This is a genomic window from Methylobacterium mesophilicum, from assembly GCF_036441335.1.
Taxonomy (GTDB): domain Bacteria; phylum Pseudomonadota; class Alphaproteobacteria; order Rhizobiales; family Beijerinckiaceae; genus Methylobacterium; species Methylobacterium mesophilicum_B.
Map to the genome: position 1 here is coordinate 182,289 of NZ_MLBW01000009.1, position 21,341 is coordinate 203,629.

Sequence of the window (21,341 nt, forward strand, 5' to 3'; positions counted from 1 at the left end):
GCGCGCCTCAGGGCGGGCTCGGCGCGGTCTCAGGGGGACGACGGCCGCGCGGAGCAGGTCCCGCTCACTCCACCATCTCGGCGGCGAGGGACAGGCGCGCCCGGTAGACCACCTTGCCGACGCCGTCGCGGACGCAGGCCACGTAATCCTGACGCTCGACGTCCGGCAGCATGTCGCGGGCGATCGCCGACATGATGCGCGTGACCTTCGCGCGCGCCGCCGGCAGGTCCGGCAGGTCGAACCCGACCTCATCGTGGATCGGCTGCGCGCCGTCGTGCAGGTCGATGAAGTAGCGGGGCATCGGCGCCAAGCATCTCTAAGAGAAGTAGTCTGCCGACAGGATTGGTCTTGCTATGGTTAACAGTGCCTTAAAAGCCGAGCTTTGAGGCCGCGCGGTGGTCCCTCGGCGGCCGGTCAGGATCCGGTGTCCAGGCCCCGATGGGACTCACCCGATCCGCCCCGTCGCGCCGGGGGGGCGCCGCGGGCCAGCCCGGGATCCGGACTCGGCGTGGACCTGTCTCCTGTGCGGGAGGCGGTTGGGGTGAGGGATCGGGTCTTTCCGGAGAGGTCGCACCCCTCGCTCGGTCGCTCTCCGGAGGGATCACGGGCCGGCCCGCGCTGCTCATCGAGGAGCCCGACTCGGCCAGGGCCGATTCGGGAGGAGAGGGGGCCTCGCGCCCGATGCGCCACGGGGTGGGCGACCGCCCCGATCCGAGTCGGGCGGGCTCCGGGTCCCGCCGCTTCGGCGCGTCCGGGTCCGGCGACGAAGCCCGGGATGATGCCTGGGCGACTTCGTCGGGAGATCGAGCGGGAAGGGCGGGCGATCCGACGAATCCGGCGCACCGAGGCGCCGAACCGACGGGCTCAGGAAAGCCGGCAGCCCGGCGGGGTCCTCACACCCCGTCCGGCGGCAGCGCCTCCGTCACCTCGACGCGGCGATTGCCGGCCACCGGAGCCGTCTCCTCGGTGGCGGCGACGTCGCTCTGGGCCGGCGCCTTGTCGAGGGCCTCGGCGACCGCCGCCACGCCCTGGTATCGGGTCAGCCGCCGGTCGATCATGCCGTCGATCCGGTCGTGCAGCTCGGACACGGTCAGGCTGCGGCGCTTGCCGCCCGTCTTCTCGGTGAACAGGCCGCGATTGGCCCGCGCCGCGGTGCGGAACTCGCGGCCGGCGACCTCGTCGGGCTTCTCGGAGGAGAGCGACAGGAAGCGCCCGGCGCTCGCCGTGCCGAGGAAATGGGCGAGGTACAGCTCGGTCGTGGTGAGCGCGCGCCCGACCCGGGCCTCGATCCGGTCGCGGTCGCGCTTGATCAGCTCGGCCGCCATCAGGGCGGCGACGCGCGGGTCGTTGCGCAGGCCGAGCACCCGGGCGCGCATGCTGCCCGTCACGGTGATCGCGGCGCCCCGGCCCTTCACGGCCGCGGCCTCGTCGGCGAGCCCGTAGCGCGCGCCGTAGTCGCGGATCATCTCCAGCCAGGTGCGGGCGACGAACTGGAACAGGCCCTGCGCCGAGGAGGTCGCGGCCTTCGCCTGGGTGTCGAAGCTCGATTCCTTGTCGGCCAGCGCCATCATGTAGACGGGATCGACGCCAGCCTCGTCGGAGGCCTTGACGATCGTGTCGACCACCGTGCGCGGCACGCTGCGCTCGCCGAACTTGACCGCGTCCTGATCCTGCGTCACCCGCGGCAGGGCCGCGAGGTCGTCCTGGATCAGGGCCGTGGTGGCCGGTTCCTGCTCCGGCACGGGCAGGCCGTTCCAGGCAGCCTCTGCCGGGGCCGCGGGCGCCTCGGCGGGAACCGCGGGCTCGGATGCGGGTTGAGCGAGGGCCTGCGCGGCGCGCGGGCTGGTGTCCACTCGGTCGTGGGCCTGGGCGGCCGGCGCGAAGTAGGCGGGCGCGAAGGCGGCCTGCGGCAGGCCGAACCCGGCGACGAGCCCGAGGGCCAGCGTCCCGGAGATCCGGCCGAGGCCGGTGCGGCGAAGTGACCGGCGCCCTGCTCTGCGCCCGGCCCGCGGCAGCCACGCCACGGCTTCGTCCTCGAAAGCGCCCGTGCCGGTCAGGGTCCGCGGCACGAGTCGGTTCACGTCGTCGGCGCGACGCGCCGGCTCCGGGAAAACCCCCATCATTGGTCCTCTTCAGATCGGTCCTTGCGTCCGCCCGGCTCTGTCGGCCGGGTTTCTTCTGGAAGCGGCGGCCCTATCGACGCCCGCCGTGACCAGAATGGGACGGCCCCGTGATCCAAGCGTGGCACGGTCAAGGAAGGGTTAACCCTGCCCCTTAGGGCCGCGTTAACGCCGCCCGCGCGCCGGCGGCCGGCCGCGCGCGGGACGACGGCGGGGCGATGTTGTCGCATTCGGCTTGGAACGGAGCACCGCGGAGCCAGTTAGGTACGGCCCCGGGGGGGGCGAACTTCCGTCCTCGGACGGACCCTTCAAGACGCCACCCGCGTCCCCACAAGGACATCATTTTCCGATGAGCATGCAGTCCGGTCGCCGCGTCGGTGTCGCCTTCGTTGGCATGGGGGGCGCCGTCGCCACCACCGCCATCGCCGGCATCGAGATGATCAAATCCGGCTCCAACCGCCTCGACGGGCTGCCGCTCGCCGGTCTCTCCGTGGCCGGCATGGCCGACTACAAGGATCTCGTCTTCGGCGGCTGGGACCTGAACGGCGACGACCTCGCCTCCGCGGCGGGCGGGCACGGCGTGCTCTCGAAGGACGACATCGAGACCGGCGCGCAGGCGCTCAAGGGCATCACGCCGTGGCCGGCGGTCGGCAGCGCCAAGTTCTGCAAGAACATCGACGGCCAGAACCGGATCGTCGCCAAGGACCACCGCGAGGCGGTCTCGGTGATCGCCAACGATCTCCGCCGCTTCCAGAAGGAGAGCAACCTCGACGACGTGGTCGTTGTGAACCTCGCCTCCACGGAGCGCTGGCCCGACCTCAACGACCCGACCCTGAACTCCACCGCCGCCTTCGAGAAGGGCCTGGATTCGAGCGACGAGGCGATCTCGCCGGCGATGCTCTACGCCTACGCGGCGATCAAGAGCGGCATCCCCTACGCCAACTTCACCCCGAGCGTCGCCGCCGACGTCCCGGCGCTCCTGGAACTCGCCAAGGAGCTGAACGTCCCGGTCGCCGGCAAGGACGGCAAGACCGGCCAGACCATGATGAAGACCGTGCTGGCCCCCGCCCTGAAGGCGCGCGCCCTGCACGTCGACGGCTGGTTCTCGACGAACATCCTGGGCAACCGCGACGGCCTCGCGCTGAACGACCCGAACTCGCTGCAGTCGAAGCTCAACACCAAGGGCACGGTGCTCGACTCGATCCTCGGCTATCCGGTCGAGGACCACCTCGTGCACATCCACTATTACCGCCCGCGCGGTGACGACAAGGAGGCCTGGGACAACATCGACGTCACCGGCTTCATGGGCCAGCGGATGCAGATCAAGGTCAACTTCCTCTGCAAGGACTCGATCCTGGCGGCGCCGCTCGTCATCGAGATCGCCCGCGTCCTCGACCTCGCCCACAAGCGCGGCGACGGCGGCGTGCAGGAGCAGCTCTCGACCTTCTTCAAGGCGCCGATGGTCAAGAACGGCCACGGCCCGGAGCACGCCTTCGGCAAGCAGGAGCAGATGCTCCGCGACTGGCTGGGCGTGCACTGAGGCATCCCGCTTCGACGACCACGGCACGATCTCGGTCCGGCGGCGTCGTCGACGACGGGCCGGAGCCGGCCCCTCTCCCGTGCGGGAGAGGGTTCGGGTGAGGGACCCGGTCTTTCCGGAGAGGTCGCATCCCTCACCCTGTCCCTCTCCCGCACGGGAGAGGGGACCCGCGTCCGACCGGACGACGGGCGCGTCCGCCCCAGCCGCCTGTGAGGCCCCGAGCCTCATCCGGCCGAGAGAAATGATGCTCCGCGAGAACCACCCGTCGCAATCCGGTGCCGCAGCGCCCGAGGCGCTGCGCGACCTCATGGTCGAGATGAACGACCTCAAGCGCGTCCACTCGGCGGGCCGGCAGGGGTCGATCGCCGAGCGGCTGTTCGCCCAGGGCTGGGGGCTGCTCACCGGCGGCGCCGCGCCCGACGACGTCGCCCTCGACATCGCGGCCGTCACGCTGGCGGCGACGCGCCTCTGCGACCTCGACGCGGCCTTCCTGACCGCGGCGGGGCTCTCCGACGCGGACGCCTCCGCGGTGCTGGTCGCGGGCTTCGACGCCGTCACCGGAGACCTCGATCCGGACCTCCGCGACCGCCTGCGCGCGCGGCTCGCGCCGCGTCCGNGCTGCCGGGCTTCGTCGCCGCCCTGGCACAGCAGCCGCGGGCGGGCGTCACCTGTCCCGGTCGCGCCCGGATCCTGCTGGAGCCGCCGGAGAACCACGCCGAGCACTGCCTGATCGTGGCGGTCTACGGCGTCTGTCTCAGCCCGTTCTACCGGGCCGATCCCGGCACGGTCTTCCTGGCCGCGATGGCCCACCACTTCCACAACGCCGCGATGCCGGATGCCGGCTTCACCGGCGAGATGCTGCTCGGCGACCATCTCGGGCCGATCATGGCGACCACCACCGCCTGGGCGCTCGCCGAACTCGCCGAGCCCCTGCGGGCCCAGGTCGAGCGCGCCCGCGCGGTGCTGCCCGACGACGCCACGGCCGAGGGCCGCGCCTTCCACGCGGCCGACTGCATCGACCGCGTCCTCCAGATCGCCCAGCATCTCCGCGGGGCCTCGACCACGATGGCGATGGTGCTCGACGAGTGGGAGCTGGTCCATGCCGGCCCGGTGAAGGGCTTCCACGATCGTGTCCTCGCCGACATGCGCATCCCTTGATCGCCGGACCCGGTCGCCCATCTGCCCGGGCGGCCCCGAGAACCATGATCCCGTTCGACATCCTCTCGCCGGATACCGGCAACCCGCTGAAGGCCGACGGCCCGCACGCCCTCCGCGACGCGGAGACCGGCGCGCGCTGGCCCGTGATCGACGGCATCCCGTACCTGCGGATCGACCGCGCGGCCCTGGTCGAGCGGGTGCTCGCCCATCTCGACGCCGGCGAGCCCGACGAGGCGCTGGCCGCCCTGCTGGTCGATCAGGACGATTGGTGGAACGGGCCGCCGGCCGATCCCGCCGGGATCATCCGGCTGATCAGGACGCGCCGCGAGGCGACCCTGCGCGACGCGGTCGACCTGCTCGGCTGGGGCCGCGTCGGCGACTACTTCCTGCACCGCTGGAGCGACCCGACCTTCCTGGCCGGCCTGTCGCTGCTGGAGGCGCACTGGAACGAGCCCGTCTGCGTCTTCGAGTTCGCCTGCGGCATCGGCCACTACCTGCGCGAGCTGCAGCGGCGCGGCTGCAGGGTCGCCGGCGCCGACGTGGTCTTCGCCAAGCTCTGGGTCGCGCGCCACTGGGTCGTCGGCGAGAAGGCGCAGCTCGTCTGCTTCGACGCCGGCTCGCCCCACTGGCCGATCCCGGGGGCGCCGGTCGACCTCGTCGTCTGCAACGACGCCTTCTACTTCCTCGACGACAAGGCGGCGCTCCTCGAGAGCCTCCGCCAGAACGCCGGCGACGACGGCTGGCTGGCGCTCAGCCACATCCACAACCGCGACTGCCCGGGCTTCTCGGCCGGCAGGGCCGTGACCGCGGAGGAGATCGCCGAGTTCTTCCCCGACGCCCTGGTCTACGACGACGCGGAGCTGACCCGGGCGCTGGTCGAGGCGCGGGCGCCCGGCCCGCAGGATCCCGCCGCCCTGCGAACCTGCGAGGCGTTCTCGGTGGTCTGCGGCCCCGGGATGCGCCCGGCGCCGCGCGCCCTGGTCGACGGCCTGACCCTGCCGAAGCCCGGCACGGTTCTGCGGCTCAACCCGCTCTACGTGCCCGAGGGCGACGGCTACGTCGTCCGCTGGCCCTCGGAGCGCTACGAGGCGGAATACGCACCCCGCGCCACCTATCCGCTGCACTCCCCCGGCCCCGAGCACCTGACCTTCACCGAGGACCTCGACGTGCAGGAGACGCAGCGCGTCCGCGTCCGCGAGTTCGTCGACCTGCCGGAGCGCTGGTGATGGACGCGGTCGGCTGGGGCATCGTCGGCTACGGCTGGGTCGCCCGCGACTACATGGAGCCGGGCATCCGTGCCGCCGGGCACCGGCTGGTCGCGGTCAGCGATCCGAACCCGGAGAGCCGCGCCGCGGCCGAGCGAACGGGGGCGCGCGCCCATGCCGATCTCGCCGGCCTCATCGCGGAACCCGACGTCGAGGCCGTCTACGTGGCGACGCCCAATCACCTGCACCGGGGCGCCGTCGAGGCGCTGGCCGCCGCCGGCAAGGCGATCCTGTGCGAGAAGCCGATGGCCGCGACGCTGGACGACGCCGAGGCCATGGTCCGCGCGGTCGAGTCGGAGGACATCTTCTACGGGACGGCGTTCGACCAGCGGCACCACCCGGCGCATCGGATGATTCGCGCTCAGGTCGAGGCCGGGCGGCTCGGCTCGGTCACGGCGGTGCGGATCGTCTACGCCTGCTGGCTCGGGCGCGACTGGTCGGAGGCCGGGCAGCCCAACTGGCGGATCGACGCCGCCCAGGCCGGCGGGGGTGCGCTGATGGACCTCGCCCCGCACGGGCTCGACCTCGTGGATTACCTGCTCGGCGAGCCGATCGCCGACCTCGCGGCCCTGACCCAGACCAAGGCCCAGGATTACGCGGTCGACGACGGCGCCCTGCTGATCGGGCGCACGCCGAGCGGCGCGCTGGCCAGCCTGCACGTCGCCTACAACTGCCCCGACGCGCTGCCCCGCCGCCGCCTGGAGGTTGTCGGCACGAAGGGCCTGCTCGTGGCCGAGAACACAATGGGCCAGACCGCCGGCGGGTCGCTGACCTTCGTAGACGGTGCCGGCGGGCGTTCCGAAGCGCTCGCCTTCGACGCCGACAGCTCACCCTTCACCGAGCAGGTGCGCGCCTTCGGCTCGGCCCTGCGCCGGCCCGAGGAGCGGGTCGCGTATTCGGCGCCCCGAGACCTTCACACGATGCGGCTCGTCGCCCGCGCCTACGGGCAGGGGTAGCGGACAGGACATTCGATCACGCGACCGACTCAAGCATCTCCCACTCACCCCCTCATCCTGAGGTGCCGGAGCGCGGCGGAGGCTGCGAAGGAGCCCTCCTTCGAGGCCCGCTTCGCGGTCACCTCAGGACGAGGGGGGACGGAGCCGGGAAGGCAGGCGGTCGCGGCAGACGGGAACACGACGTGAGCAACGCAGACGCCTTCCACGACCAGGACGACCGGGCGCGCCACGCGCGGATCAAGGCGCCGCGCCCCTATCGGTTCGGCGCCGCGCGGCCGATCGAGGGCCTGCCCGGGACCCTGCCCGATCCCGTCAGGGCCTATCTCGACGTCCTGCCGGAAGGGCGCGTCGTCGGCTTCCCCCTGGCGCCCCTGGACCGCACCGGCATCCCGGTCTGGTTCGTGGCTTTGTTCCTCGACGACCCGTTCTTCGTCGGCGCGATGCCCTCCGGCATCGGCTACGGCGCGACCGACGACGAGGCGCTGATCGGTGCCGTCGCGGAGATCGCCGAGAACCTGATGCCGTCCCTCGCGGTGCTGCCGCGGGCCAAGGAGCGGGCGAGCTACAATGATCTGGCTCGCGTCTACGGCACGAAATCCGTCGCGGATCCGCTGACCCTCTGCCTGCCCGCCGGCTCCCCGGTCGGCCGCGACACGGAGCTGGAATGGACGCCGAGCGTCCGCCACGCCACCGGCGAGATCGTGCTGATGCCGCTCGACGTCGCGGCGACCGATTATTTCGAGCTGTCGGAGGGCTACAAGCCCTTCACCAACCTGATCACCAACGGCCTCGGCGCCGGGCCCGACGTGCCCTTCGCGCTCGGCCACGGCGTGCTGGAGCTGCTCCAGCGGGACGGCAACGGCCTGCTGTTCCGGGCCCTCGACCAGGGCGTGATGCTCGATCTCGACGGCATCGGCCCGGAGAACGCCGCGATGCTGGCCCGTCTGAAGGAACTCGGCATCCGGGCGCTGCCGAAATTCGCCACCGACCAGTTCGGCCTGACCAATCTCTACGTCGTCGGCTACGACGAGGATCCGGCGCGCACCCCGGCGCCGATCGCCCTCTCGGCCTGCGGCGAGGCCTGTGACCCGGACCGGGAGCGGGCTCTGCGCAAGGCGCTCCTGGAGTTCCAGGCCGCCCGGGTGCGCAAGACCTTCGGCCACGGCCCCCTCGACATGGCCGCCACGGTAACCCCACCGGGTTACATCGACGCCTTCATCCAGAAGGCGCTGCCCAGCCTGGACCTCGAGGAGAGCCGCGCCCTGCAGGCGATGCTCGAATGGATCGAGATGCCCGCTGCCGACCTGCGCGGCGTGCTGGCCGACACCGTGTATTCGGAGCGGAGCACCAAGCGGTTCTCAGAGCTGCCCTCCACACAGGCCTCGGACGGACACGCGCGGGGGAAGATCGCCTGCGACCGGCTGCTGGAGGCCGGATTCGACGTGCTCTACGTCGACTGCACGCCGCCCGGCGGCGGGGTCGGCGTCGTGAAGGCGATCGTGCCGGGGCTCGAGGTCGAGACCATGAGCTACTACCGGATCGGCGAGCGCAATACGCGCAAGCTTCTCGACCGCGACCACCCGCTGATCCAGTTCGGCGCCGAGAGCGAGACTCTGCGGCCGGTGCGCCTCACGCCGGAGGCCCTGGAGCGGTTCGGCGGCCAGCCGCTGTTCGACGTGGCCCTGGCCGAGCGGATCGTCGGGCGGCACTATCCGCTCTACCGCGAGCCGGAATCGCACCACGCGCCGTTCCGCCTCGCCCAGCGGAAAGGGAGGGCGGCGTGACGCTCCGGTTCGCCTACAACACCAACGGCGCGGCCAATCACCGCCTCGACGACGCGATCCACCTGATCAAGGCGGCGGGCTACGACGGCGTGGCGCTCACGCTCGACATCCACCACCTCGACCCGTTCTCCGACACCTGGGCGGCGGAAGCCGGCCGGGTCGCGAGCCTGCTGGAGAAGCTGGAGCTGACCTGCGTCATCGAGACGGGCGCCCGCTTCCTGCTCGATCCCTCCGCCAAGCACGAGCCGACGCTGGTGACCGCCGACGCCGCGGGCCGCGCCCGGCGCGTGGGCTTCCTCAAGCGGGCGATCGAGATCGGCGCCATGCTCTCCGCCGAGGCGGTCTCGTTCTGGGCCGGCGTGCCGAAGCCCGGCGTCGATCACGGCGAGGCCCGGCGCTGGCTGGAGGAGGGGCTGCACGAGGTCGCTGCCTTCGCGACCGAGTCCGGCGTCGTGCCGTGCCTGGAGCCCGAGCCCGGCATGCTGATCGAGACGCTCGACGATTACGCGGCGCTCGACGTGCCGGGGCTGAAGCTCGCCCTCGACACCGGCCACTGCCTCGTGACCGGCGAGCGCGAGCCGGCGGCGGCCGTGCGGGAATTCACCGACCGCATCGGCACCGTGGCGATCGAGGACATGAAGCGCGGCAGCCACATCCACCTGCCCTTCGGCGAGGGCGACATGGACGTGCCGGGCGTGCTGGAAGCCCTGGAGGAGGTCGGCTTCGGCAAGCTGATCTGCGTCGAGCTGTCCCGCGAGAGCCACCGGGCCGACGTGATGATCCCGCAGGCGCTGGAGTACCTCCGCGGCTGCCGGCGCCCCGGGCCGGTGCTCGCCGGCGAGCAGGAGACGCGGCGGCAATGGCAGTGAGCATGGCCGTTTCAGCTGATCACACGCAGACCACCGTCTCGGCATGGCGCGGGCCTCGGCTCCCGTCGGGCGTGCTGATGCTGGTGTCCGTTGCGACCACGCTGCTTCAGGAGCGGGCGCAGGTCCCCTCTCCCGCGCGGGAGAGGGACAGGGTGAGGGGTGAGAACTGTCCGAATGAAGCGCGACCGACGCAGACGTCGTTGGTGCGCTTTGTCCTGAGATCTCTCGTCCCTCACCCTAACCCTCGCCCGCACGAGAGACGGGGCAGGTCGTGCTCCGCCACCAACGGACTGCGCCCCACGGTGCAACGATGAGAATCCTCTTCCTCAGCCGCCGCTACTTCCCGGCGATATCCGGCATGAGCGTCTACGCGCAGAACCTGCTGCGCGAGCTGGTCGGCGCCGGCCACGACGTCACGATGATCTCGCAGTACCGGGGCGACGCCTTCGGCACCCGGGTCTACGGGGGCGGGCCGCCCCCGCCGGTGCCGGGCGTGCGGGTGATCGGCCTGGAGCAGCTCGGTGAGCAGGCGTCGGGCGATTTCGAGCGCGACATCGCCGCGATGGTGGACGCGATCTGCCGCGAGCACGCTCGACAACCCTTCGACATCTTGCACGCCCAGTACGGCTACCCCACCGGCTGGGCCGTCCTGCTCGCCGCGCGCGAACTCGGCGTGCCGAGCGTCGTCTCGATCCAGGGCGGCGACGGCCACTGGGTCGGCTCCTGCTGCGAGACCCACCGGGTCGCCATGTGCGAGGTGCTGGCCCACGCCAACGCGCTGCTGATCGGCGGCGCCTCCTTCGTGGACGAGGTCTGCGAGCGGCTCGGGTCGGACCCCGCCCGCTTCACGATCGTGCCCGGCGCGGTCGACACCGACCGGTTCGCGCAGGGCACGCCCGACGGGCTGCCGGCGCCCCATGCCGGCCCGGTGCGGCTGTTCTACCACGGCCGGGTCGACCGCCGGAAAGGCGTGCTCGACTTCATCGAGGCCCTGGCGATCCTGCGCGCGCAGGGCACGCCGTTCGCCGCCACCATCTCGGGCATCGGACCCGACGTGGACCCGGCCAAGGCGCTCGCCGCCGAGCGCGGCTTCTCAGAGCGCGAGATCGCCTTCACGGGCTACGCCGAGTACGGCTCCGTGCCCGACCTCTACCGCCACGCCGACGTGTTCGTCTCGCCGACCTACGCGGAGGGCTTCTCCAACACGATCCTGGAGGCGCTCGCGGCCGGGCTCGCCACCGTCTCGTGCCACGCGGTCGGCGTCTCGGACTGCCTGCGCGACGGGGAGAACGGGCTGCTGGTCAACCCGGGCGACGTCCCGGCGCAGGCCGCCGCGCTCACCCGGGTCATCGCGGACGCGGATCTGCGCCGCCGCATCGCGACGGCCGGCCTGGAAGAGTGCCGACGGGTCTACTCGTGGCACGCGGTCGGGCGGCAGATCATGGACGTCTACGCCCGCGTGCGCGGCGAGCGGCCGGCCACCGGCTTTTCGCCGGACCTGCCCCACGATCCGACCTGCCGCTTCCGCGCCGAGCCGCACCTGCTCTGAGCGCGGGTTGGAACCCATCGAGACCGTCGCACCCGAACGATGCCCACCGCGCTCGCCCTCTCGCCCCATCTCGACGACGCGGCCTTCTCGTGCGGCGGCCTCCTGGCAAGCCTCGCGCAAGCTGACTGGCGCGTGGTGATGGCGACCCTGTTCACCGGCAGCGTCGCCGAGCCGAGGGGCTTCGCGCTCGCCTGCCAGCTGGACAAGGGGCTGGGACCGGAGATCGACTACATGGCCCTGCGCCGGGACGAGGATGTCCGCGCGGCCGCGGCGCTCGGCATCGCGCCGCCCGTCCACCTGCCGTTCCGGGAGGCACCGCACCGAGGCTACGGCTCGGCGCCGGAGCTCTTCGCCGACACCCGCGCCGACGATTGCGTCGCGGCCGATCTGGCGCCGGCCATCGCGGGGCTGATCGCCGCGGAGGGCCCTGACCTCCTCCTCGCCCCGCAGGCGATCGGCGGCCATGTCGATCACGTCCAGGCGGTGCGGGCGCTGCGCGGCCTCGCGCCGGCGCAGCCGATCCTGTGGTGGCGCGACTTCCCCTACACGGTGCGGGAGGCCGCCCCGAAGGAACCCCTCGCCGACCTGTTCGCCGACCTCGCCGAGCCCGCGATGCGCCTCGCCCCGGACGCGCAGGCCCGGAAGCGCGCCGCCTGCGCGGCCTATGCCAGCCAGATCGGCTTCCAGTTCGGCGGCGTGGCCGGCCTCGACGCGCGCCTCGCCCGGGAACAGGGCACCGAGCGCTTCCGCCGGTCCGGCCGCCTCGGCCCCGCGATCCCCGGTCTCGATGCCGGCTGAGCCGCGGGCGCCGAAGGCGCTGGCCGATCCGGAGCCCTGATCGACAGCCCCCACATCGCCCCGATCCGGGCGCTGGCGGCGACCATCGCGGCCGAGCGCGGCGCCCCGGTCCCGGCGCCCGACCCCTTGGACGGCGGCGTCGGCGCGCGGATGCTCCTCCTCCTCGAGACCCCCGGCCCGGCGGTCCTGCGCACCGGCTTCGTCACCCGCGACAGCGCGAACGGCACCGCCGCCAACCTGTTCCGCTTCCTCGCCGAGGCCGGGCTCAGCCGGGCCGACACGCTGATCTGGAACGCGGTCCCCTGGCTCATCCACGCCGAGGGCGCCCGCAACCGGGCGCCCCGCCGGGCGGAGGTCGCGGCGGCCGCGCCCTACCTGGCCCCGCTCCTCGACCTGCTGCCGCGCCTCGCCGTGGCGGTGCTGGCCGGCCGCTTCGCCGGGGAGGCGGCGCCCGCCCTCGCGGTTTTCCGCGCCGACCTGCCGGTCATCCGCGTGCCGTACCCGAGCCCGACCTATGTCTGCACCGCGCCGGAAGTGCCCGCGCGGATCCGGCGCGGCCTCGCGGAGGCGGCCGCGATCCTCGGACGAACCTCCGGCTGAGGATAGATCGCCCGTCACGGGCCTGCCTTCCCTGGCCTTGCGCCCCGGTTCGGCCTACATGCGGGGCAACGGGCCGCGGTCCGGGAGATTCCGGCACGGGCTGACGGCCTTCGGCCGGGCCGCGCAGCCGGAAGGGCGGACGCCGATCGGCATGAATTTTCAGGGACAGCACCGGGGACCGGCCGAGCCGGTCGAGCCGGTCCAGCACGATGCCGAAGGGGGCTCGAAGCGGAAGAGCCTGAGCAGCCGCTATGCCTGGATCGGCACGGCGGCCAGCATCGTGCTGTTCGCGGTCTCCCTCGGCGTCCTGTGGAAGCTCGTGCAGAGCGTCAGCTGGGCGGAGGTGCGCAGCGCCATCGCGGCCGCGACCGCCGAGCAGCTCGGCCTCGCCTTCCTATTCGTCGGCGTCAGCTACCTGTTCCTGACCGGCTACGACGCGCTGGCCCTGCGCCAGCTCAAGATCAAGGTGCCCTACCGGATCACCGCGCTCGCCTCGTTCACGAGCTACGCCGTGAGCTTCACCCTCGGCTTCCCGCTGCTCACCGCCGGGACGATCCGCTACTGGATCTACGCCCGGCAGGGGCTCTCGACGGCCAAGATCGCCGCGCTCACCGTCATCGCCGGCTTCACCTTCTGGCTCGGCATGGGCGTGGTGCTGGGCCTGAGCCTCATCATCGAGGCCGGCCAGCTCGCCGGGCTCGCCTTCACGTCGATCCGGATCAACCAGGGCGTCGGCCTCGCGGCGCTCGCCCTGGTGCTCGGCTACCTCGCCTGGGTCTCGGCCAAGAAGCGCAGCATCACCGTCAAGCAGTGGCGCCTGGAGCTGCCCGGGGCCTCGGTCTCGATCGGCCAGATGATCGTCGGCATCGGCGACGTCTGCGCGGCGGCGGCGGTGCTCTACGTGCTGCTGCCCCAGGAGACGACGCTCGGCTTCACCACGTTCCTGGCGATCTACGTGCTCGCCGCCATGCTGGGCATCGCGTCCAACGCGCCGGGCGGCATCGGCGTGTTCGAGGCGACGATCCTGCTCGCGCTGTCGAGCCTCCCGCGCAACGAGGTGCTGACCTCGCTGCTGCTGTTCCGGGGCTGCTACTACGTCGTCCCGTTCGTGACCGCCCTGGCGATGCTCGGCCTCTACGAGATCGTGAAGCGCGCGGGTGGCGCCCGCGATCCCGGCCCGCCGGAGGGCACGGCCGGACCGTCCGGCCGCGCGTGGCACGACGAGTCCGAACCCCGCTGATCGGCCGGCCGCGCCCGCCATGTCCGGCCGCCTGCGCAGCTCCCCCGCCTGGACCGGCGCCGCCATCGCCGCGGGCCTGTTCGGGCTCGCCGCCGCCCTGTCCGGCCGACTCGACCTCCCGCTGATCCTGATCGGCCTCGCGGCGGTCTGCCTGGGCGGCTGGCTCGGCGGCCNGCGAGGCCCCCGTCCCGCGACCGGCCGCCACCACGCCGCGCCACGCCGTCGCGGAGGCGCTGCTCGCCCACGTGCCGGATCCGGTCATCCTGGTCGACCGGCGGACCCTGGTGCTGGAGGCCAATCCCGCCGCCCGCGCGCTGCTGCCGGCCCTGCATCAGGCCCGGCCGCTGTCCTTCGCGCTCCGCGACCCGGAGGTCCTCGACGGCATCGAGGCGGTGCTGAGTTCCGGCCTCCCGCGCCGCGTCGCGCTGTCGACCCGGGTGCCGCTGGAGCGGACCTTCGATGTCCAGATCGGCGCCCTGCCGATGCCCGACGGCTCCGGCGTCAGCGCGCTGCTGTTCCTGCGCGACCTCACCTCGGCCCGGCGCCTGGAGGCGATGCGGGTCGATTTCGTCGCCAACGCCAGCCACGAGCTGCGCACGCCCCTCGCTACCCTGATCGGCTTCATCGAGACCCTGCAGGGGCCGGCCCGCGACGACGCGCGGGCCCGGGAGCGCTTCCTGGAGATCATGCGCGTCCAGGCCCTGCGGATGACGCGGCTGATCGACGACCTGCTGTCGCTGTCGCGGATCGAACTGCGCGAGCACGTCGCCCCCACAGCGGTGGTCGATCTCAAGGCACTCGCCCGCCAGATGGTCGACGCCCAGGGGCCGCCGGCCGAGGCGCGGGGCGCCGCGATCCGGCTGGAGGAGGGGGCGGGCCCCTACGCGGTCCCCGGCGACGCCGACGAGCTGGCGCGGGTGATCGAGAACCTGATCGAGAACGCGGTGAAGTACGGCGGCGGGCGGATCAGCGTCGGGCTCGCCCGCGAGGACGACCCCCGGCTCGGCCGCCGCGTCGTCCTGTCGGTGGCCGATGACGGGCCGGGCATCCCGCCCGAGCACATCCCGCGGCTGACGGAGCGCTTCTACCGGGTCGACGTCGCCTCGAGCCGCGCCCGCGGCGGCACGGGGCTGGGGCTCGCCATCGTCAAGCACAGCCTCAACCGCCACCGCGGCCGCCTCGCCATCGAGAGCGTGGCCGGCGAGGGGACGACCGTGCGGGTCAGCCTGCCGGAATACGGCGCCGCGCCGCCGCAGCCCGCGGCCGATCAGGCCGGCCCGGCGTAGGGGCCGATCCCGAGCCCGCCCTCGACGCGCCCGACCCAGGCGCGGATCGCCGGGTACGCCGCCAGGTCGAAACCGCCCTCGCGGGCCATGCGGGTGTAGGCGACGAGGGCGACGTCCGCGAGGGTCAGGGTCTCGCCCGCCATGAACGCCGAGCGCGAGAGGGTGTCCTCCATCAGCCGCAGGGCGTCGGCGCCGCGCTCGGCGAGCTTCGGGTCGAGATCCTCGGGCGCCCGCCCGAGATAGTGGATCTGGTAGCGGCGAACCGCGATGTAGGGCTCGTGGCTGTACTGCTCCCAGAACATCCACTGCAGCATTCGGGCGCGCGGCAGGCGCTCCGCGGGCACCAGCGCGGAGCCTTCCGCGAGGTAGACGATGATCGCGTTCGATTCCGACAGCACGGTGCCGTCGGGCAGGACGACGATCGGCACGCGGCCGGCGGGGTTCAGGGCGAGGAACTCGGGTCTGCGCGTCCCGCCGCCCGGGACGTCGACGTCGCGCCAGACCGCCGGGATGCCGAGTTGGGCCGCGACCCACTTGACCTTGAGGCAGTTCCCGGAACCCGGGTCGCCGTAGATCGTCAGCGGTTCGCTCATCCGTGTCCCCGTCGCTCCGGCAGGGCGGCGACCTTGGCCGGGCGCGCGCGATTCGACAACGGCGTCTCTGCCTCCGCCGGACCGCTCCGGAGCGTCGCCCGCGGACCCCTTGACCTTCCCATTATGGGAAGCCCCATCTGACCGGGCATGGATGCCTCGAACCGGATCACCGCCATGTCGCGATCGGTCGCCCTGACCCTCCCCGTCGAGGGTATGTCCTGCGCCTCCTGCGTCGGCCGCGTCGAGCGCGCCCTCGCGGCGCTGCCCGGCGCGCGGGACGTGGCGGTGAACCTCGCCACCCACCGCGCCAGCCTCGTCCTCGACGGGGCGACGAGCCCGGGCGACGTCGCGACGGCGCTCGCGGAGGCCGGCTACCCCGTGCCCGAGACGCAGAGCCTGCTGGCCGTCGAGGGGATGTCCTGCGCGAGCTGCGTGGGCCGCGTCGAGCGGGCGCTGGCCGCCGTGCCGGGGGTGACCGGGGCCGGCGTCAACCTCGCCGCCGGCCGGGCCGCGATCCGCCATCCCGAGGGCGTGGTGCCGATGGAGGCGCTGGTGGCGGCCGTGGAGACGGCGGGCTACGAGGCCCGGCCGGTCGACGCCGGCCACCCGGTCGACCCCTCAGCCCGTCAGGCCGAGGAGGGGCGCGCCCTGCGCCGCGACCTGATCGTCGCCGCCCTGCTGTCGGCGCCCGTCGTGGTCCTCGACATGGGCGGCCACCTCCTGCCCGCCCTGCACGCTGGCCCGGTGACGGCCCTGGTCCAGGCCGCGCTGGCGACCCTGGTCCTCGCCGGCCCCGGGCGGCGCTTCTTCCTGCGGGGCGTTCCGGGCCTGCTGCGCGGTCATCCCGACATGAACGCCCTGGTCGCCCTCGGGGCCGGCGCCGCCTACCTGTACTCGCTGGTCTCGACCCTGGCGCCCGACCTTCTGCCGGCGGGGGCGGCGCACCTCTATTTCGAGGCGAGCGTCCTGATCGTCACGCTGATCCTCCTCGGCCGGACGCTGGAGGCCCGCGCCAGGGGGCGCACGGGTCAGGCGATCGCGCGGCTGATGGACCTGACGCCGAAGACCGCCCGGGTCGTCCGCGACGCAGCGGAGACCGAGGTTCCCCTCGACACCCTGCGCCTCGGCGACGTCGTCCGGGTGCGTCCGGGCGAGCGGGTGGCGGCGGACGGCGCCGTGGTCTCCGGCACCAGCCATGTCGACGAGAGCATGGTGACGGGTGAGCCCGCGCCGGTGCGCAAGGGCCCGGGCGATTCCGTGGTCGGCGGGACGCTCAACGGCCGCGGCAGCCTCGACCTGCGGGTCGAGGCCGTCGGCGGCGCTACCGTGGTGGCGCAGATCGCCGCCATGGTGGAGCGCGCCCAGGGCGGCAAGCTGCCGATCCAGGCGCTGGTCGATCGCGTCACCGGGCGGTTCGTGCCGGCGGTGATCGGCATCGCCGCGGTGACCTTCCTGGCCTGGCTGATCCTGGCGCCGGCCCCGGCGCTGGGTCCGGCCCTGGTCAACGCCGTCGCGGTGCTGATCATCGCCTGCCCCTGCGCCATGGGACTCGCGACGCCCACCGCCATCATGGTCGGCACCGGGCGCGCGGCGGCGCGCGGCGTGCTGTTCCGCGACGGCGCGGCGCTTCAGGGCCTGCGCGACGTGCGGGTGGTGGCCCTCGACAAGACCGGCACCCTGACCGAGGGCCGCCCGCGCCTCACCGAGATCGTCCCGGCCGCGGGCGTCGCGGAGGATGCGACGCTGGCCCTCGCCGCCGCTCTGGAGACCCGCTCCGAGCACCCGCTGGCCGGCGCCGTCGTGGCGGCCGCCCGCGAGCGCGGCCTCGACCTGGCGGAACCGGACAGCTTCGAGGCGGTGGCGGGCTTCGGGATCGCCGGACGGGTCGAGGGCCGGGCCGTGGCCCTCGGCGCCCCGCGCTACCTGGAGCGCCTCGGCATCGCCCTCGACCCGGATCTCGCCGCCCGTGCCGAGGCGCTGGCGGGCGCGGGGCGGAGCCCGATCCACCTCGTCCTCGACGGCCGCCACGCCGCGATCCTGGCGGTGGCCGATCCCGTGAAAGCCGGCGCCCGCGCGGCCCCGTCGGCGAGCATGGCGACGAAGAGGAATGCATGGCGGTCATGAAGGTGTTCGCCGGCACGCCTGGGACTGGCAAGACGTGGCGCGGCCGCCGAGAGCGCGGCCGATCCGGCCGCGGAGGCGGACGTCCTGATCGGTGAGGCGGCGCTGCCGCGGGAGCGCGTCGGCGCCGCGTCCTCCCTGCGGACGGCGGCGCTCTGGCTCGCGGTCTGGCTCCTGCCGGTGGCGGCGCTGCTCATCCTGCCCGGCGTGCCGCCGGTCTTCGGGCAGGTGGCGCTGTTCTTCTCCAAGATGGCCCTGGTGACCTTCGGGGGCGCCTACGCGGCGCTCGCCTACGTGGCGCAGCAGGCGGTGGAGCAGTTCGGCTGGCTCAAGCCCGGCGAGATGCTCGACGGGCTCGGCCTCGCCGAGACCACGCCCGGCCCGCTGATCATGGTGCTCCAGTTCGTGGGTTTCCTGGCGGGCTTCCGGGCGCCCGGCGCCCTGCCGCCGCTGCTCGCCGGGACGCTCGCCGGGCTGCTGACGACCTGGGTCACCTTCGTGCCGTGCTTCCTGTGGATCTTCGCGGGCGCCCCGCTGATCGGGCGCCTGCGCGGCAGCCGCCGGCTCGCGGGGGCGCTCTCGGCGATCACCGCCGCGGTGGCGGGCGTGATCCTCAACCTCGCGGTCTGGTTCGGGCTGCGGACGCTGTTCGCCCAGGTCGAGACGGTGCCGCTCGGCCCGCTCAGGCTCGACCTGCCGGTGCCGGGCAGCCTCGATCCGGCCGCCCTGCTGCTCACCCTGGCGGCGATCCTCGCGGTCTTCCGGTTCGGGCTCGGGACGCTCCAGACCCTGGCCCTGTGCGCCGGGGCCGGGATCGTGCTGCGGCAGGCGGGGCTCGCCTGAGCCGCACCGTCATCGGGCGCGCAGCGAGGAGCGGTGGTCAGCCGCCGTAGCGGGCCTTCAGCAGCGCGTAGGTCAGCCGCGCGGTCTGGACCTCGCCGCCCTCCGGCCGGCCGGGCTTGGTCGAGGGGTTCCAGCCGTAGAGGTCGAAATGGCCGTGCGCCTTCGTGTTCGGCGCGAAGCGGCGCAGGAACAGGGCCGCGGTGATCGCCCCCGCGAACGGTCCGCCCGAGACGTTGTTGAGGTCGGCCACCTTGGAGTCGAGCAGGCTCGCGTAGGGCGCGTGCAGCGGCATGCGCCAGACCGGGTCGATCGCCGCCCGCCCGGCCCGCGCCACCGCCTCGGCCAGCGCGTCGTCCTCCGTGAAGAAGGCCGGCAGGTCCGGTCCGAGGGCCACCCGGGCCGCGCCGGTCAGGGTCGAGAAGTCGAGGATCAGCGCGGGCGCGTCCGCGTCCGCGAGGGCGAGGGCGTCGGCGAGGATCAGCCGGCCCTCCGCGTCGGTGTTGCCGATCTCGACGCTGAGCCCGGCCCGGCTCGGCAGGACGTCGCCGGGGCGGAAGGCGTTGCCGGCGACCGCGTTCTCCACCGCGGGGATCAGCAGGCGCAGGCGCAGGCGCAGGCCGGCGCCCATGACCATGTCGGCGGCGGCGAGCGCCGCGGCGGCGCCGCCCATGTCCTTCTTCATCAGCAGCATCGCGGCCGACGGCTTGAGGTCGAGGCCGCCGGTGTCGAAGGCGACGCCCTTGCCGACCAGCGTCACGCGCGGCGCGTCCGCCGGCCCCCAGGTCAGGTCGATCAGCCGCGGTGCCCGGGGCGAGGCGGCGCCGACCGCGTGGATCAGCGGGTATCCCTCGGCGAGGGCCGCGCCCTGCGTGACGGTGACGGAGGCGCCGTGGCGGTCGCCGAGTGCCCGGGCGGCGGCCTCGATCTCGGCGGGTCCGAGATCGTTGGCCGGCGTGTTGACGAGATCCCGGCCCAGCGCCACCGCGGCCGCGATCCGCTCCACCTCGGCCGCGTCGATGCCGGCCGGCGCCGCGAGCCGGGCCTTGGTCCCGCCGCCGGTCCGGTAGCGGCCGAAGCGGTAGCTCCCCATCAGCCAAGCGAGGGCGGCCTCGGCCGGCTCGGGGGCGTCGTCGAGGCGGAAGGTCCCCTCCGGCAGCAGGCCGGGCAGCTTGCCGGCGAGCAGCCGGTCGTAGGCCGGGGCCTCAGGGTCGCCGAGGCCGAACAGGACCCGCGCGAGGCCGCCGTCCGGGCCGGGCAGGAGCGCGAGGCTGCCCGCCTTCGGCTTGAAGCCGATGGCCTGGGCGAAGCTCCGCTGGGCCGGCTCCAGGCCGGGTTCGACCGTCGCCCAGCTCCCGGTGGTGACCAGCGTCACCGGTACGGCCGGCGTGTCGCCGGGCAGGAGCCCGCGGGTCGTCGCCGGAATCTCGGCCTGGGTCATGTGCCTCTCGCGTGCCGCCCGGACCGGCGGCTTAACCGGTGATTAGGGTTAACGCTCTATCACCGGCCGGCCGGGAGCGTGAAGCGCGTGCCATCGCGCCCGGTCCAGATGCCGGCGGAGCGCACCATGATGACGGCCCTGTACCGGGTCACCCAGTCCCAGGCCCGCGCCGGACGCCGCGCCGCCCTCGCGGTCGCCGTCGTCGCGCTGGGCCTCGCCGGCTGCAACACCAGGTCGCCGGAGACGACCGGCTCGATCGGCCCCCTCGGCGGCCCGTCCGCTGCCGCGGCGCCGTCGCGGCAGGACATCGACCGGCTGGCCGAGCGCTTCAACGCCGACCCCGCCGACGCGCGCGCGGCGCTGGCCTACGCCCGCGCCCTGCGCGCCACCGATCAGATCAGCCAGGCCTCGGCGGTGCTGCAGCAGGCCGCCCTGCGCAACCCGCAGGATCGGGCCCTGCTCGGTGCCTACGGCAAGTCGCTGGTCGAGGCGGGCCGCTTCCGCGAGGCGATCGACGTGCTCGCCAACGCGCACACCCCCGCCAACCCCGACTGGCGCATCCTGTCGGCGCAGGGTTCGGCCTCCGCCCAGCTCGGCGAGCAGGCCCGCGCCCAGGGCTTCTACGAGGCCGCCCTCAAGATCCGGCCGAACGAGCCCTCGCTCCTGTCCAATCTCGGCCTGTCCTACGCGCTGTCGCGCAACCTCGACCAGGCCGAGCAGACCCTGCGGCTCGCCGCCGACCAGCCCGGGGCAGACGCCCGGGTGCGGGCGAACCTCGCCATGGTGCTCGGCCTCAAGGGCCGCTTCGCCGATGCCGAGGCCGTCCTGCGCCGCGACATGAGCGCCGAGGAGGCGGCCACCAACGTCGCCTCCCTGCGCCGGCTCGCGGCCCAGCCGAATCGGTCGAAGGCGCTGTCCGGCGCTGGCCTGCCGGGGCAGGGGTGATCGGGCGACCCGCCCGGCCCTGCGCGGCTCAGCCATGCCGGCCCTCACGCCGGCTCGACACCCCCGGTCCCGGCTCCGCGCCCCGGATCGGTGCTGCGCCGTCGCGCAGGACGCCTTCCGGACGCGTCCCAGCGCCCGGCCGCTGACCGCGCTCGCGCCCTCGCGCTCCGGGCCCGACAGGAAAACGCACCTGTCATGACGACCCGGTAGCGGCCAGATTCGAAAAGTTCTATATC

General features: G+C 73.6%; 13 protein-coding genes and 5 pseudogenes. 14 read left to right on the forward strand and 4 right to left on the reverse strand.

The window, feature by feature from the left end; translation table 11 throughout:
• Positions 1–64 precede the first annotated feature (64 nt).
• Together MMR14E_RS07620 and MMR14E_RS07625 are read right to left on the reverse strand one after the other, a co-directional pair.
• A complete protein-coding gene (locus tag MMR14E_RS07620; RefSeq protein WP_331313538.1) occupies positions 65–301 on the reverse strand; it encodes a DUF6894 family protein in 237 nt (78 codons plus the stop codon).
• A gap of 592 nt (positions 302–893) precedes the next feature.
• Entirely contained in the window at positions 894–2,120 is a 1,227-nt protein-coding gene (locus MMR14E_RS07625) for a transglycosylase SLT domain-containing protein (RefSeq protein ID WP_331313582.1), read from the reverse strand.
• Between the two features lie 349 nt (positions 2,121–2,469).
• Between MMR14E_RS07625 and MMR14E_RS07630 the strand changes: the two genes are divergently transcribed.
• From MMR14E_RS07630 to MMR14E_RS07680, 11 genes and pseudogenes are all read left to right on the forward strand, one after another.
• Positions 2,470–3,660, forward strand: coding sequence for an inositol-3-phosphate synthase (locus MMR14E_RS07630; protein WP_331313539.1), 1,191 nt, complete (start codon positions 2,470–2,472; stop codon positions 3,658–3,660).
• A 244-nt stretch (positions 3,661–3,904) separates the two neighbouring features.
• Positions 3,905–4,818 (forward strand): annotated as a pseudogene (locus MMR14E_RS07635) (hypothetical protein).
• A 44-nt stretch (positions 4,819–4,862) separates the two neighbouring features.
• Positions 4,863–6,044 carry a class I SAM-dependent methyltransferase gene (locus MMR14E_RS07640; protein ID WP_331313540.1) on the forward strand — a complete coding sequence of 394 codons (1,182 nt, stop codon included), beginning with the start codon at positions 4,863–4,865 and terminating at the stop codon, positions 6,042–6,044.
• On the forward strand, positions 6,044–7,039 hold the full coding sequence (locus MMR14E_RS07645; protein ID WP_331313541.1) for a Gfo/Idh/MocA family oxidoreductase: 996 nt from the start codon (positions 6,044–6,046) through the stop codon (positions 7,037–7,039). Before MMR14E_RS07640 ends, MMR14E_RS07645 begins: the two co-directional genes overlap by 1 nt.
• Positions 7,040–7,221: 182 nt before the next feature.
• Positions 7,222–8,823 carry a YcaO-like family protein gene (locus MMR14E_RS07650; protein WP_331313542.1) on the forward strand — a complete coding sequence of 534 codons (1,602 nt, stop codon included), beginning with the start codon at positions 7,222–7,224 and terminating at the stop codon, positions 8,821–8,823.
• Complete coding sequence (locus tag MMR14E_RS07655) at positions 8,820–9,692, forward strand: sugar phosphate isomerase/epimerase family protein (protein WP_331313543.1); 873 nt, start codon at positions 8,820–8,822, stop codon at positions 9,690–9,692. The genes MMR14E_RS07650 and MMR14E_RS07655 overlap by 4 nt, the downstream gene beginning before the upstream one ends.
• A 310-nt stretch (positions 9,693–10,002) precedes the next feature.
• Positions 10,003–11,241, forward strand: a complete 1,239-nt coding sequence (locus MMR14E_RS07660) for a glycosyltransferase family 4 protein (RefSeq protein ID WP_331313544.1) — start codon at positions 10,003–10,005, stop codon at positions 11,239–11,241.
• 39 nt (positions 11,242–11,280) lie between these two features.
• Positions 11,281–12,039 (forward strand): PIG-L family deacetylase, encoded by a 759-nt coding sequence (locus MMR14E_RS07665; RefSeq protein ID WP_331313545.1) that lies wholly within the window; start codon positions 11,281–11,283, stop codon positions 12,037–12,039.
• Positions 12,029–12,639, forward strand: a pseudogene (locus MMR14E_RS07670) (uracil-DNA glycosylase). Before MMR14E_RS07665 ends, MMR14E_RS07670 begins: the two are co-directional and overlap by 11 nt.
• A gap of 151 nt (positions 12,640–12,790) precedes the next feature.
• Positions 12,791–13,879 (forward strand): lysylphosphatidylglycerol synthase domain-containing protein, encoded by a 1,089-nt coding sequence (locus MMR14E_RS07675; RefSeq protein ID WP_331313546.1) that lies wholly within the window; start codon positions 12,791–12,793, stop codon positions 13,877–13,879.
• Between the two features lie 19 nt (positions 13,880–13,898).
• Positions 13,899–15,165: pseudogene (locus tag MMR14E_RS07680) on the forward strand (ATP-binding protein).
• Here MMR14E_RS07680 and MMR14E_RS07685 read toward each other — a convergent pair.
• The gene (locus MMR14E_RS07685; RefSeq protein ID WP_331313547.1) at positions 15,147–15,758 is read right to left on the reverse strand and encodes a glutathione S-transferase family protein; all 612 of its coding nucleotides are present in this window, start codon (positions 15,756–15,758) and stop codon (positions 15,147–15,149) included. The pseudogene MMR14E_RS07680 and the gene MMR14E_RS07685 overlap by 19 nt on opposite strands.
• Positions 15,759–15,932: 174 nt before the next feature.
• Between MMR14E_RS07685 and MMR14E_RS07690 the strand changes: the two are divergent.
• Positions 15,933–17,855 (forward strand): annotated as a pseudogene (locus tag MMR14E_RS07690) (heavy metal translocating P-type ATPase); the annotation flags it as partial.
• Positions 17,856–17,897: 42 nt separating this feature from the next.
• Positions 17,898–18,722 (forward strand): annotated as a pseudogene (locus MMR14E_RS07695) (chromate transporter); the annotation flags it as partial.
• Positions 18,723–18,759: 37 nt separating this feature from the next.
• Here the strand turns inward: MMR14E_RS07695 and MMR14E_RS07700 are convergent.
• A complete protein-coding gene (locus MMR14E_RS07700) occupies positions 18,760–20,160 on the reverse strand; it encodes a leucyl aminopeptidase family protein (protein ID WP_331313549.1) in 1,401 nt (466 codons plus the stop codon).
• Between the two features lie 129 nt (positions 20,161–20,289).
• Between MMR14E_RS07700 and MMR14E_RS07705 the strand changes: the two genes are divergently transcribed.
• On the forward strand, positions 20,290–21,105 hold the full coding sequence (locus MMR14E_RS07705; protein WP_419539320.1) for a tetratricopeptide repeat protein: 816 nt from the start codon (positions 20,290–20,292) through the stop codon (positions 21,103–21,105).
• Positions 21,106–21,341: the final 236 nt, after the last annotated feature.

Excerpts from the sequence above, each read along its gene's own strand:
- MMR14E_RS07675 (WP_331313546.1), top strand. The coding sequence starts at position 12,791 with ATGAATTTTCAGGGACAGCACCGGGGACCGGCCGAGCCGGTCGAGCCG.
- MMR14E_RS07625 (WP_331313582.1), bottom strand. The coding sequence starts at position 2,120 with ATGGGGGTTTTCCCGGAGCCGGCGCGTCGCGCCGACGACGTGAACCGA.
- MMR14E_RS07660 (WP_331313544.1), top strand. The coding sequence starts at position 10,003 with ATGAGAATCCTCTTCCTCAGCCGCCGCTACTTCCCGGCGATATCCGGC.
- MMR14E_RS07705 (WP_419539320.1), top strand. The coding sequence starts at position 20,290 with ATGACGGCCCTGTACCGGGTCACCCAGTCCCAGGCCCGCGCCGGACGC.
- MMR14E_RS07700 (WP_331313549.1), bottom strand. The coding sequence starts at position 20,160 with ATGACCCAGGCCGAGATTCCGGCGACGACCCGCGGGCTCCTGCCCGGC.
- MMR14E_RS07630 (WP_331313539.1), top strand. The coding sequence starts at position 2,470 with ATGAGCATGCAGTCCGGTCGCCGCGTCGGTGTCGCCTTCGTTGGCATG.
- MMR14E_RS07665 (WP_331313545.1), top strand. The coding sequence starts at position 11,281 with ATGCCCACCGCGCTCGCCCTCTCGCCCCATCTCGACGACGCGGCCTTC.
- MMR14E_RS07640 (WP_331313540.1), top strand. The coding sequence starts at position 4,863 with ATGATCCCGTTCGACATCCTCTCGCCGGATACCGGCAACCCGCTGAAG.
- MMR14E_RS07645 (WP_331313541.1), top strand. The coding sequence starts at position 6,044 with ATGGACGCGGTCGGCTGGGGCATCGTCGGCTACGGCTGGGTCGCCCGC.
- MMR14E_RS07620 (WP_331313538.1), bottom strand. The coding sequence starts at position 301 with ATGCCCCGCTACTTCATCGACCTGCACGACGGCGCGCAGCCGATCCAC.
- MMR14E_RS07685 (WP_331313547.1), bottom strand. The coding sequence starts at position 15,758 with ATGAGCGAACCGCTGACGATCTACGGCGACCCGGGTTCCGGGAACTGC.